The organism is Acinetobacter tianfuensis, assembly GCF_003611465.1.
Taxonomy (GTDB): domain Bacteria; phylum Pseudomonadota; class Gammaproteobacteria; order Pseudomonadales; family Moraxellaceae; genus Acinetobacter; species Acinetobacter tianfuensis.
The window spans coordinates 1-13,008 of record NZ_RAXV01000051.1; the positions used below are offsets into that span (position 1 = coordinate 1).

The window sequence follows — 13,008 nt, forward strand, 5'->3', positions numbered from 1 at the left end:
GATAAAAATAGCGTTGATTAGCTTTTAATTTGTCTGCATCCACCTTGACGGTAAAATCTTGGGCGTTGCTGGTTTGCACTTTTCCGCTGTTTTGAATATTTTTAAAATCACGGTCTAATGCAATTTCCCACTCCAGCTCTATACGCAATGATAAATCTGCCACCGTGACCCGTGTCCATAAAATCACTTTGTCCTGCAGCGGATCACCGCTGGCAACGCCGTGCAAAAACTGTAAATCAGCCGCTGCTGTTTCATTTTGATCATCACTGCCGCCGCAGGCTGTTAAAGTAATTGGTAAAGTAAAGGCCCCAGCACTGGCAAATGCGCACTGAATCAGCTGACGGCGGTTCAATAATTTTTTCATCATGATTTCCTATTTTCTATTCAAAATAAAAAATCTATATTTCAATTTGATCTCAGCAGCATGAAACTTTAATTAAAATCATTTTAAAGCAGAAAATTCGCCTTATTTTTAAACATAAGCTAATGTTTTGCATGAAAATACTACAAATAACACGATAATGACTTGCCAAGTACGCATTGCTCTACTATTATTGCGCTCATGCCCGAGTGGTGAAATCGGTAGACACAGGGGATTTAAAATCCCCCGACCTTCAAGTCGTGCCAGTTCGAGTCTGGCCTCGGGCACCATTTTTCTCATATAGAATAATGGTTAATATAAAGAATCCAGCATTAAGCTGGTTTTTTTATGCTTAAAATTTAATAAAATAACGAAACATTCACATATAAACCAAAAGAAGCCTCAGCATGAATCGCTTAAAATTTTCAGTTCTCTGCGCCCTAACCCTTGGTATTTTTCCGATTGGATATTTATCAGCATCAGAAATACATACCGAGCATCCTATTTCAAATGTAAGTATGGAACAAGAAGTGTATGCGGGCGGTGATTTATTTCCAGGGACTGTCAGCATTCAAAATGGCCGCTATATTTTAAAACGCTGCACTTCTGGCGGTGATGACTATGTTTTAGATTTTACTGACCCAAAATTTTCAAGCGGGATGAATCCTCTCATCAACAATAAAACTCAATTTTGGGTGAATGTTTTTGGGGTTTATTCTGAAGAAAAGAATGAACACCATTTAAAAGTCACTCAACCTGTTGAAATTCATAAAGGTGAAAGCTGCCATCTTAGTGACTTTTTAAATGACTTAATAGATGAGTAATCAGTTAAAGGCCAAAACAGAGAATGATTTACCACTCTCTGTTTGCAACCAGCTCTTCCATTTCTACATCCATATACCCTTCGTCCTGCACAGCCATCATCATCGCTTCAGCAATATAATCTGCCGCAGTATCATCAAGAGAAGAGTCTAAATCTTCAAACTGAGGTTTCATTTCATTAATTGAAGCAACTGTTTCATTGGCGAAATGATAAATATCAGCCTCGCTTAGACCAGACTTTGCAACTTTTTTTGCAAATTGCACAATCAGCTGTTTAACTTCAGCAACTAAAATATCTGGATAATAGTCGTCATCAAACATCGGGAGAAGAAGGTCTGCAAACATACAGGAAACCGAAACATTTAAAACAAGCGAGCTTATATAACATATAGTGCACTTTTCACCAAACAAAAGTGCATAAAAAAAGCGGCATTTAAAATACCGCTCTCATTTTAAAGTCTAGCCTTAAGCTTGGCGCATTGCATTCCAGACCAATATTGCATCTTTAGTTGCTTTCACATCATGTGCGCGCACCATGCAAGCCCCTTGCTGCACACTTAATAAATGCCCCGCGACAGAACCCGTTACCCTATTTTGCGCATCTGCGCCATTCAACGCTTCCCCAATAAAACGTTTACGCGACAGCGCCGATAAAATCGGATATCCCAAACGATTGAGCTGATGCAGCTCATTGAGCAGCGTTAAATTGTGCTGTGCATTTTTTGCAAAACCAAAACCTGGATCAATCATAATATTTTCTGCGCGCACACCTGCGTTCAGCGCATCATCAATCCGCAGCTGCAGCTCTTTAATGACATCTGCAGTCACATCCTCATACTGATCCAAATTATTCATAGTGGTTGGCTCGCCGCGCATATGCATGATAACCACTGGAATATTCAGCTCAGCTGCCGTTTGCAGCGCATTTGGACGCGTTAAAGCGCGTACATCATTCCAAATATGCGCCCCTGCTGCCACTGCCGCTTTAATCACTTCAGGCTCTGAGGTATCAATCGAAATAATCACATCCAATTTTGCCAATTCAGCAACAACTGGCACTACCCGCTGAATTTCCTCTTCTACAGCGACTGCAGATGCGCCAGGACGAGTAGATTCACCGCCGACATCAATCACTGCTGCGCCATCCGCAATCATCTGCTGCGCATGTGCGATAGCCTGCTCTTTACCATTGTGCTTGCCGCCATCGCTAAAAGAATCTGGGGTAACATTTAAAATACCCATGATATGCGGCTGCGATAAATCTAAAAATTTATTGCCGCATTTGAGCACTTGCTGCGGTAAAGGCATCAGCTGCATTTTGTCATCCATTGCATATTTAAAACCTCTGCATTGTCGCGCTAAAACCGCCATAACGCAAAGTGTCATATTTCAAAATTCTGCTGCGCTGCATATTTAAGGATTTTAGCCTGCAGCAAAGTACGCACTTCAGGCCATTCATTTTGCAATATGCTGTAAACATAGCTATCACGTAGAGTTTGACCATCCTTGCGCAGCATATGGCAGCGCAGCACACCATCAAGCTTTGCTCCAATGCCCTCTATGGCTTTTTGACTTGCTGTATTCAAATGATCTGTCCGCAAGCCCACTGCTTTCATCTGCATACTTTCAAACGCATGCTGCAGCAGCAAGTATTTACACACACGGTTCACATAACTGCGCTGGTATGCTTTTGCATACCATGTATAGCCTATATCCAAACGCGGTACGTTTTGCTGGATGTCATAGCAGCTGGTCGTTCCAATCACTTGATTAGACTGTAAATCAATCACAGCAAAAGGGATGCGTGAACCTTGATCCCTCTGCTCAAAAGCTAAATTAAAATAACTCTCCAGCTGATGCACATAAGGCACAGAGTTATATAGCACTTCCGCCAAACCATCATCTTGGCATATTTTTTCTAATGTACTGAAGTGCTCCCAATCTAAAGGCACGAGTTCCAGCTGATAAATATCAGATCTTAATTGCATATCTTCTTCTCTTTATTTTCTGCTCTATTTTTATAGCAAATTTACGCAATAAAAAACCGCCTGAAGGCGGTTTTTTATAATTAGGCTTAAGCTGACGGCAATGGCGGCGGTGTCGCTGGGCCTTCAGCCGGCGTTACATCAATCACAGGATTGTCTGCAATGTAAACCTTAGGCGGCTGCGGTTCACGGCCTTCCATAATGTCACGGATCTGTTCGCGGTCAATCGTTTCCCACTCAAGAAGCGCCTTCACCATCGCGTGTGCAATATCTTTGTTATTTTCAAGAATATCGCGAGCCACACGGTACTGCTCATCAATAATGCGGCGGACTTCAGCATCAACTTGCTGCTGTGTCGCTTCAGAAATTGTTCTGCTGCCGATGCTGCCCATGAAAGACTGCTGCGAGTCATCTTCATAAACCATCACGCCAAGCTTGTCAGACATGCCGTACTTCGTCACCATTGCGCGCGCCATTTTAGTTGCACGTTCAAAGTCGTTTGAAGCGCCTGTCGACATCTGGTTAATGAAGACTTCTTCTGCAATACGGCCGCCGAATAAAATAGAAAGTTCATTCAGCATTTTGTGTTTGTAATGACTTGTTTGGTCATGTTCCGGCAGCTGCCAAGTCACGCCAAGTGCCCAACCGCGCGGCATAATTGTGACCTTATGCACAGGATCTGTACCTGGCAAAATTTCAGCTACAATCGCATGGCCTGCTTCATGATAAGCAGTCGCACGGCGCTCTTCTTCGCGAATCACCATTGATTTACGTTCAGGGCCCATGTACAGCTTGTCTTTTGCATCTTCAAAGTCATGCATATCAACCGTATTCTTGTTGCGGCGGGCTGCAAATAATGCAGCTTCATTCACAAGGTTGGCAATTTGCGCACCAGAGAAGCCCGGTGTACCGCGCGCAAGCACTTTAACATCCACACCTGTCGTAGACGGCAATTTCTTCAAGTGAACATTCAAGATTTGCTCACGGCCTTTAATGTCTGGCAGACCAACCATTACTTGGCGGTCAAAACGACCCGGACGAAGTAAAGCTTTATCCAGCACATCTGCACGGTTTGTTGCAGCAATAACGATAATGCCTTCATTGCCTTCAAAACCATCCATTTCTACCAGCATTTGGTTCAGCGTCTGTTCACGTTCATCGTGACCGCCGCCCGTACCTGAACCGCGGTGACGGCCCACAGCATCAATCTCATCAATAAAGATGATACATGGCGCATGGCGTTTTGCCTGTTCGAACATGTCACGTACACGTGATGCGCCCACACCCACGAACATTTCAACAAAGTCAGAACCAGAAATACTGAAGAACGGCACTTTCGCTTCACCGGCAATTGCTTTTGCAAGTAAAGTTTTACCTGTACCCGGAGGACCCACCATCAATACGCCTTTAGGAATCGTTGCACCTAAACGCTTGAATTTTGCTGGATCTTTTAAGAAATCGACAATTTCAACAACTTCTTGTTTTGCTTCATCACAGCCCGCAACATCCGTAAATGTCACTTTAATCTGGTCTTCAGAAAGCATTTTCGCTTTTGACTTGCCAAAACTCATTGGGCCATTTTTACCGCCAGCGCCGCCGCCCATGTTCCGCATAAAGAACATGAACAGCAAAATGATTAACAATACTGGGAAGCTGGCAATCAGAAGCTGCATCAATAGACCTTGACGCTGAGGCGCAGTGCCTTCTACTACAACCTTATTTTTAATCAGGTTAGGCATCAATTCAGGATCTTGAACCGCTGGACGAATACTTTCAAATTCAGAACCGTTTGATTTTTCGCCACGGATTCTTTCGCCATCAATTGTGACTTTCTTAATTTGACCCGCATTCACCGCCTCAACGAATTCTGAATAATTCAGTGCGGTCGGCTGATTGCGGTCACTGACGTTGCTGAATATAAGTACCAGCACACCCAGTATAACGAGCCACAATACGGCATTCTTAAAAAGATCGCTCAAAGCTTTATTCCCATATCAATCTAATTTGATCATGCCCACGAATGGGTGACCCTAATTTCAACGCTGCAGATCCGCAAGCAATAGTATAAAAACGTACAAAATGCACAATTTTTAACGCGTTGGCAAGTAAACTTTACTTCAAAGATTTCTTGCGGCCTTGCCCGACTAAAAATACTTCTTTAGAACGGGCACGCGATGCTGCAGGTTTTACGGTTTTTAACACATCAAAGTTATCGACTACTTGCTTGCGGAACTCGTCAAAGCCTGTACCCTGAAATACCTTTACAACAAATTGACCATTTGGACCAAGCACTTTGGCAGCAAAATCGATGGCCAATTCACAAAGGTAAATTTGACGAGGCTGATCTACAGCCTTATTACCTGATGTATTGGGGGCCATATCAGAAATTACAACGTCAACTTTACGTCCATCTAAAATATTTAACAATTTATCGAATACTTCTTGTTCACGGAAGTCACCTTGCAAGAAGGTCACATCCGGCAGCGCATCCATTTCAAGAATATCTGAGGCAATTACCAAACCTTTTTCGCCAACAAGCTTGCCGGCAATTTGTGACCAGCTGCCCGGCGCCGCGCCAAGGTCAACTACAGTCATGCCTGGTTTGATAATTTTATATTTCTCTTGAATTTCAAGCAGCTTATACGCTGCACGCGCCCGATAACCCTCTTTTTGCGCTTTTTTCACAAAGTGGTCATCCAAGTGCTCTCTCATCCACGCACGGCTACTCTTGGATAACTTTTGGTTGGTAATGCGTGTAGCCATAACTCTCTAAATAAAAATAACTTCTAATTTTTTATTGTACGTGAAAAACACAGTTTTTGCAGTATGCAAGTGTATCTAAATCATGACCAGATGCATGTTTTTTTCAATAAATTGCATCGATAAAATACTTAGAATTTACAGCGTTTGCATCCAGCATTTGCTATACTAAGCCGTTTTTAAAATTAGGTTATTTTTATGGCGGCTTTATCTATTCAAGAACGCAAGCGTTTACGTCAAATCGGACATGTTTTAAACCCTGTTGTAATGATTGGCGACAAAGGCTTAACTGAAAATGTCGTTGAAGAGTTAAACCGCGCACTAAACGATCACGAACTGATTAAAGTTAAAGTTGGCGGTGAAGACCGTACAGCCCGCGCTGCAACAATTACAGAGATTGCAGATGCTACTGGCTCTGAAATTGTTCAGACGATTGGTAAAATTGCGCTTCTTTACAAGAAAGCTGCAAAACAAAATCCAAAATTATCAAATCTTGTTCGTCACGTGCATTTAGGCAACTGATCAATTATTTATGGCAAGTTACGAACTCAGTGCGTTTGACCGCCGTTTTCAATCCGTTTCTGTTGTAGGCGCAATTGAGCAGCAAAGCCCTTTCACACTGAATGTCGGCTTTTGGATCCGAGATCCAAACCAGCTGATTCAATGGCCTGAGCTGGTTTCCTCAAATCCCCGTAAAGACTTTTTATGGGAAGATACCTGCTTTGAGATTTTTATTGGTGTTCAGGGTGAAGACTATTATCGTGAAATCAATCTATCTCCCTCTCAAGCATGGCAGTCTTATCAGTTTGAAGAATACCGCTACCCTGAAGATATGCCGCCGCAAGCAGCATATGATATTGAGCTGAATCAGCTCAAACGCACGCATTATGGTTTAAATGTCAGCCTAGATTTAACCGAATTCATGCTGGCACATAAACTGAAATGGGCAAATGTGTTCGTTGGTTTAAGCGCTGTGTTAAAAACAGCTCAAGGCGAGCAATTTTATGCCATGCAGCACAGCAGCCAAAATGCCGACTTCCACAATAAGCGCGATTGGCTGCATGTGTTCTAAAGGCCAATTCCGCTATAAAAACTGAGGCTGCAAGCCTCTTTTTTTATGCCTAAAATGTATTGCCAGCCATTCACTATATAAAAAGACATACATAGCCCTAACTTTAGCCGCAGCAGAAAATAAAAATGGGCGCTTGCCAATACAAAACAAACACCCATAAATAAACACCCTATCCCATCTGCGATCTTTAGCTTTTTAGCGTGCCTTGCGCCTCTGGCTTTTCAGTTTTTACAGGTATCACCTTTTTCCAAGCCTCTAAAGTATGCTCCTTAGAACGCTTATACGTTTCGCTAAGCTGATCTTTATGCTTCACGGAAATTTGTGAAACATCTTCTTTCAGCTCTTTGCCCAGTTTAGATAAATCTTCATATACCGCATTAAATTCTGTTTTTACAAACTCCTTTAATTCAGCCAACTCTTTTTGCGAAGAACCCAATTGACTCATGAGCGCTTCAATTTTCTGAACGACATCCTGCTTCAGCTGACGCAGCTGACCTTGTACATTTGCATTCAACTTTTTTGCTTCATCACGCAGCGCATCTTTACTTTCAGTAACTGCTTCTGCCGCTTTTTCAGTCGCCTCTTTTGCAGCCAGCTCAAGCTTTTCAGTGCTTTCTGCTGCAATTGCTTTCAGCGATGCCTTTTCTGTTTCTTTCTTTGTTTGCGCAGCCATGAGTTTATACCTATAGTTATTCATGAGAGCTGATCATAGCTGGATTTGATAAATTTTAACTTCTGATTTGTCAGACAATAATTAAATGCTTACATTTTCAGTCATTAGGCACAAAACAAACTTTCAAGCAAAAATCAAGCCATTTATATTACATATTCAGCACAATTAAAATGGACTTCACAGAGCTACGCGCGTATAATGCCGTGTTAAGTTCAAGCGAGCAGACATAGGAGGGTAGGTTTTTTAATAGCCTTCCTTTTTTTTCGTCTTCTCGCTTTTTTACAGCCTAAATTTCAGGAGCTTTGGTTTGAGCACCCCAGCAATTTTAGCCCTAGCCGACGGTACTATTTTTAAAGGTACTTCTATTGGCGCATCGGGTAGTACGACTGGCGAAGTCGTTTTCAACACTGCCATGACTGGCTATCAAGAAATTTTGACTGATCCAAGTTATGCACAGCAGCTTGTGACATTAACTTATCCGCACATCGGCAATACCGGCTGCAATGACGAAGACGCTGAGTCTGGCCGCATTCACAAAGTGTGGGCAAACGGTTTAATTATTCGTGATCTCCCTTTATTACACAGTAATTTCCGTTCGACGCAATCTCTAGGCGACTACTTAAAAGAACACAATGTTGTTGCTATTGCAGACATCGATACGCGTAAGCTAACCCGCATTTTACGTGCTAAAGGCGCGCAAAACGGCTGTATCCTTGCAGGCGAAAACATCACTGAAGAAGAAGCTTTGGCAAAAGCGCGCGCATTTGGCGGTTTAAATGGTTTAGATCTTGCTAAAGAGTGCTGCGACCCTGCAGGTTTCGAATGGACGGAAGGTTCATGGGAACTAGGCAAAGGCTTCTCTCAACCTGAACTTAAATTCCATGTAGTAGCATACGACTACGGTGTCAAAACCAACATCTTACGTATGCTTGCAGACCGCGGCTGTAAACTTACAGTTGTACCTGCACAAACTCCTGCTGCTGACGTTCTTGCGTTAAATCCAGACGGCGTGTTCTTATCAAACGGCCCTGGCGATCCAGCTGCATGTGACTACGCAATTGAAGCTGTAAAAACAATTGTAGAAGATGCCCGCAATGTGCCTGTATTCGGTATTTGCCTGGGTCACCAAATTCTTGCGCTTGCATCAGGTGCGAAAACTGTGAAAATGCCTCACGGTCACCACGGTGCAAACCATCCTGTACAAAACATCGAAGATGGTACAGTGATGATTACTTCTCAAAACCACGGCTTCGCAGTGGATGCAGAAACATTGCCTGCACACCTTAAAGCAACGCACAAATCTTTGTTCGACCAAACGCTTCAAGGTATCCACCGTACAGACAAGCCTGCGTTCAGCTTCCAAGGCCACCCTGAAGCAAGCCCAGGTCCGCATGACTGTGCACCATTGTTCGATCATTTCATCGAACTTATCGAAGCATCGAAGAAGTAATTTAAGGAGCAAATAATGCCAAAGCGTACGGATATTAAAAGCATCTTAATTATTGGTGCTGGTCCTATTGTTATCGGTCAAGCGTGTGAGTTCGACTACTCAGGCGCGCAAGCATGTAAAGCACTTCGTGAAGAAGGTTACCGAGTTATTCTTGTAAACTCGAACCCTGCAACGATTATGACAGACCCTGCTATGGCAGATGCAACATATATCGAGCCAATCACTTGGCAAACTGTTGCAGCCATTATTGAAAAAGAACGCCCAGACGCAGTTCTTCCTACAATGGGCGGTCAAACTGCATTGAACTGTGCCCTTGCATTAGATGCAAACGGCATTTTAGAAAAATACAATGTTGAATTGATCGGCGCGACAAAAGAAGCGATCGAAAAAGCGGAAGACCGTAAATTATTCGACATCGCAATGCGTAAAATTGGTCTTGAATGTCCAAAAGCCGACGTTGCTGAGTCAATGGAACACGCTTTAGAAATTCAAGCGCGTTTCGGCTTCCCTGTAATTATCCGTCCTTCATTCACAATGGGCGGTTCAGGCGGCGGTATCGCATACAACAAAGAAGAATTCTTAGAAATCTGTGAACGCGGTTTCGATCTTTCTCCAACGAAACAATTATTGATTGATGAATCTTTAATTGGCTGGAAAGAATACGAAATGGAAGTTGTTCGTGACAAAAACGACAACTGCATCATCGTATGTACGATTGAAAACTTTGACCCAATGGGCGTGCACACAGGTGACTCGATCACTGTTGCTCCTGCGCAAACATTGACAGACAAAGAATTCCAGCTTCTTCGTAATGCGTCTTTAGCTGTACTTCGTGAAATTGGCGTAGAAACTGGCGGTTCAAACGTACAGTTCGGTATTTGTCCAAATACCGGCCGTATGGTTGTGATCGAGATGAACCCGCGTGTATCTCGTTCTTCTGCCCTAGCGTCTAAAGCAACGGGTTTCCCGATTGCGAAAATTGCTGCGAAATTGGCTGTAGGCTATACGCTTGATGAATTGAAAAATGACATCACTGGCGGCACAACACCTGCATCATTCGAACCTGCGATTGACTACGTTGTAACGAAGATTCCACGCTTCAACTTCGAAAAATTCCCGCAAGCTGACGCGACGCTTACTACGCAGATGAAATCTGTAGGTGAAGTGATGGCAATCGGCCGTAACTTCCAAGAATCTATGAACAAAGCGCTTCGCGGTCTGGAAGTTGGCGCAACTGGTTTTGACGAAAAAATCACTGTTGGCACTGAAGGCGCACGCGACAAGATTCTTCAAGAATTACGTGTACCAGGTCCTGAGCGTATTTGGTACGTTGCAGATGCATTCCGTCACGGTTTCACACTGGATGAAGTATTCGCAGCAACCAATATTGACCGCTGGTTCCTGATCCAAATCGAAGACATTATTCAAACTGAAAACGAAATCAAAACTTTAGGTTTTGGTGACTTGAATGCGGACAATATCCGTTCATTCAAACGTAAAGGTTTGTCAGATCTTCGCATTGCGAACTTGATGGGTATTTCTCAAAAACAATTCCGTAAACACCGTTGGAACTTGGGCGTAACGCCAGTTTACAAACGTGTAGATACATGTGCTGCAGAGTTTGAATCTGATACAGCATACATGTACTCAACTTACGATGAAGAGTGTGAGTCTAATCCATCAGACAAAGACAAAATCATGGTCATCGGCGGCGGTCCTAACCGTATTGGTCAAGGTATCGAATTCGATTATTGCTGTGTACACGCGGCGCTTGCAATGCGTGAAGACGGCTACGAAACCATCATGGTGAACTGTAACCCTGAAACTGTTTCTACCGATTACGACACTTCAGACCGTTTGTACTTCGAACCGATTACTCTTGAAGACGTTCTTGAAATCGTACGTACTGAAAAGCCTAAAGGCATTATCGTTCAGTACGGCGGTCAAACACCTTTAAAATTGGCGCGTGCACTTGAAGAAGCTGGTGCGCCAATCATTGGTACATCACCTGACGCGATTGACCGTGCAGAAGACCGTGAACGTTTCCAGCAAATGATTCAACGTCTGCAGCTTCGCCAGCCAAACAACAGCATTGTTAAATCTGCTGAAGAAGGTATGGCTGAAGCGTCTAAAGTGGGTTACCCGCTTGTAGTACGCCCTTCATACGTTCTTGGCGGCCGTGCGATGGAAATCGTATATAACGACGAAGAACTTAAACGCTACTTACGTGACGCGGTTCAAGCATCAAACGAAGCGCCTGTTCTTCTTGACCGTTTCTTAGATGACGCAATCGAAGTTGACGTGGACTGCGTATCTGACGGTAAAGACGTTGTGATCGGCGGTATCATGCAGCACATCGAACAAGCGGGTATTCACTCTGGTGACTCAGCATGTTCAATTCCTCCTTACTCTTTATCTAAAGACGTTCAGGACGAAATGCGCCGTCAAACAATTGCGATGGCGAAAGAACTTGGCGTAATTGGTTTGATGAACGTTCAGTTTGCAGTGAAAGGCGATGACGTTTACATTCTTGAAGTGAACCCGCGCGCATCACGTACTGTGCCGTTCGTTTCTAAGTGTATCGGCGAATCTTTAGCGAAAGTTGCTGCACGCTGTATGGCGGGTCAATCTCTAGAATCTCAAGGATTCACTGCAGAGATTATCCCTGAACACTTCTCTGTGAAAGAAGCAGTGTTCCCATTCAACAAATTCCCTGGTGTTGACCCGATCCTTGGACCTGAGATGAAATCTACAGGTGAAGTCATGGGCGTAGGTAAAACATTTGGTGAAGCATTCTACAAAGCTGTCTTAGGTGCGAATGAACGCTTACCGGGCCTTCCAACAGAAGGTGAAGTAAAACATGCATTTATTTCTGTTCGTGACTCAGACAAGCCGCGTGCGGCAGGTATTGCGAAACAACTTATTGATTTAGGCTTCAAGATTCTTGCCACAGATGGTACATTTAAAGTTATCAGTGAAGCTGGTCTTGAGTGTGAACGCGTGAATAAAGTAACTGAAGGTCGTCCTAACATTGTGGACCGTATTAAAAACGGCGAAATCCACCTTGTAATTAACACGACTGAAGGTAAAAAAGCGCAAGAAGATTCATTCTCAATCCGCCGTTCAGCGCTTCAAGGCAAAGTTTACAACACTACAACCCTTAACGGTGCGGATGCTGTATGCCAAGCTTTAGCGATTAAACTGCCAATGGATGTATACCGCCTGCAAGACCTTACTAAAGGTTAATTAAGTTACCGAAAAGTCCCGTCACCTTTCGGTGGCGGGCTTTTTTTCATTTATAAACCATGTAATTTTTTACATATTTTTAGAGGGACAACAATGCAACGTTATCCTATGACGCCTGAAGGCAAGGTTGCCTTAGAGAAAGAATTACTGCAGCTTAAATCTGTAGACCGCCCGCGCATTACAGCAGCGATTGCTGAAGCGCGTGAACACGGCGACCTAAAAGAAAATGCAGAATACCATGCTGCGCGTGAGCAGCAAGGTTTCTGTGAAGGTCGTATTCAGGACATCGAAGGTAAACTCGGTGCTTGCCAAGTAATTGATGTAAAAGAACTTGAGCAAACAGGTCGTGTGGTTTTTGGTGTAACAGTAACGATCGAAAACTTAGATACTGAAGAAAAGAAAACGTATAAGATTGTTGGCGATGATGAAGCTGATTTTAAAATCAATAAAATTTCAGTCAATTCACCTATTGCCCGTGGTTTACTCAGCAAAAATGAAGGCGATGAAGTTAAAATCGTAACCCCACAGGGCGAAGTAGAATACGAAGTTGTGAGTGTTGAGTATCTTTAAGCAAAATTATTGATACTATAGGGCTGATTCATCAGCCCTTTTTAAATTCTTAGATTAGCATTTGAAGTG

The 13,008-nt window shown here is 43.3% G+C and carries 13 protein-coding genes and 1 tRNA gene; 7 read left to right on the plus strand and 7 right to left on the minus strand.

The window, feature by feature from the left end:
* On the minus strand, positions 1-367 hold a 367-nt coding region (locus D7V32_RS15940; RefSeq protein WP_228200237.1), incomplete at its 3' end, for a PhoD-like phosphatase N-terminal domain-containing protein.
* A 197-nt stretch (positions 368-564) separates the two neighbouring features.
* Here D7V32_RS15940 and D7V32_RS15945 point away from each other — a divergent pair.
* Positions 565-651, plus strand: a tRNA-Leu gene (locus tag D7V32_RS15945).
* Positions 652-768: 117 nt separating this feature from the next.
* Positions 769-1,185, plus strand: a complete 417-nt coding sequence (locus D7V32_RS15950; protein ID WP_120403815.1) for a hypothetical protein — start codon at positions 769-771, stop codon at positions 1,183-1,185.
* A 28-nt stretch (positions 1,186-1,213) separates the two neighbouring features.
* On the opposite strand, the gene D7V32_RS15955 is transcribed toward D7V32_RS15950, so the two are convergent.
* The 5 genes from D7V32_RS15955 to rlmE form a co-directional block, all read right to left on the minus strand.
* Complete coding sequence (locus tag D7V32_RS15955; protein WP_120403816.1) at positions 1,214-1,528, minus strand: DUF5713 family protein; 315 nt, start codon at positions 1,526-1,528, stop codon at positions 1,214-1,216.
* 120 nt (positions 1,529-1,648) lie between these two features.
* Entirely contained in the window at positions 1,649-2,500 is an 852-nt protein-coding gene (gene folP, locus D7V32_RS15960) for a dihydropteroate synthase (RefSeq protein ID WP_120403826.1), read from the minus strand.
* Between the two features lie 65 nt (positions 2,501-2,565).
* Positions 2,566-3,171, minus strand: a complete 606-nt coding sequence (locus D7V32_RS15965; RefSeq protein ID WP_120403817.1) for a GNAT family N-acetyltransferase — start codon at positions 3,169-3,171, stop codon at positions 2,566-2,568.
* An 86-nt stretch (positions 3,172-3,257) separates the two neighbouring features.
* The gene (gene ftsH / locus D7V32_RS15970) at positions 3,258-5,147 is read right to left on the minus strand and encodes an ATP-dependent zinc metalloprotease FtsH (protein WP_120403818.1); all 1,890 of its coding nucleotides are present in this window, start codon (positions 5,145-5,147) and stop codon (positions 3,258-3,260) included.
* Between the two features lie 133 nt (positions 5,148-5,280).
* Entirely contained in the window at positions 5,281-5,931 is a 651-nt protein-coding gene (gene rlmE / locus D7V32_RS15975; RefSeq protein WP_120403819.1) for a 23S rRNA (uridine(2552)-2'-O)-methyltransferase RlmE, read from the minus strand.
* A gap of 195 nt (positions 5,932-6,126) precedes the next feature.
* Between rlmE and D7V32_RS15980 the strand changes: the two genes are divergently transcribed.
* A complete protein-coding gene (locus D7V32_RS15980) occupies positions 6,127-6,450 on the plus strand; it encodes a YhbY family RNA-binding protein (RefSeq protein ID WP_120403820.1) in 324 nt (107 codons plus the stop codon).
* 10 nt (positions 6,451-6,460) lie between these two features.
* The gene (locus tag D7V32_RS15985) at positions 6,461-7,000 is read left to right on the plus strand and encodes a DOMON-like domain-containing protein (protein ID WP_120403821.1); all 540 of its coding nucleotides are present in this window, start codon (positions 6,461-6,463) and stop codon (positions 6,998-7,000) included.
* A gap of 187 nt (positions 7,001-7,187) precedes the next feature.
* Here D7V32_RS15985 and D7V32_RS15990 read toward each other — a convergent pair whose 3' ends face one another.
* Positions 7,188-7,673, minus strand: coding sequence for a hypothetical protein (locus tag D7V32_RS15990; RefSeq protein ID WP_120403822.1), 486 nt, complete (start codon positions 7,671-7,673; stop codon positions 7,188-7,190).
* Between the two features lie 307 nt (positions 7,674-7,980).
* On the opposite strand from D7V32_RS15990, the gene carA reads away from it, so the two are divergent.
* From carA to greA, 3 genes are all read left to right on the plus strand, one after another.
* Positions 7,981-9,123: a glutamine-hydrolyzing carbamoyl-phosphate synthase small subunit gene (gene carA, locus D7V32_RS15995; protein ID WP_120403823.1), complete on the plus strand. Its 1,143-nt coding sequence runs from the start codon at positions 7,981-7,983 to the stop codon at positions 9,121-9,123.
* A gap of 15 nt (positions 9,124-9,138) precedes the next feature.
* Positions 9,139-12,369 (plus strand): carbamoyl-phosphate synthase large subunit, encoded by a 3,231-nt coding sequence (gene carB, locus D7V32_RS16000; RefSeq protein ID WP_120403824.1) that lies wholly within the window; start codon positions 9,139-9,141, stop codon positions 12,367-12,369.
* Positions 12,370-12,462: 93 nt separating this feature from the next.
* Entirely contained in the window at positions 12,463-12,939 is a 477-nt protein-coding gene (greA, locus tag D7V32_RS16005) for a transcription elongation factor GreA (protein WP_120403825.1), read from the plus strand.
* Positions 12,940-13,008 lie beyond the last annotated feature (69 nt).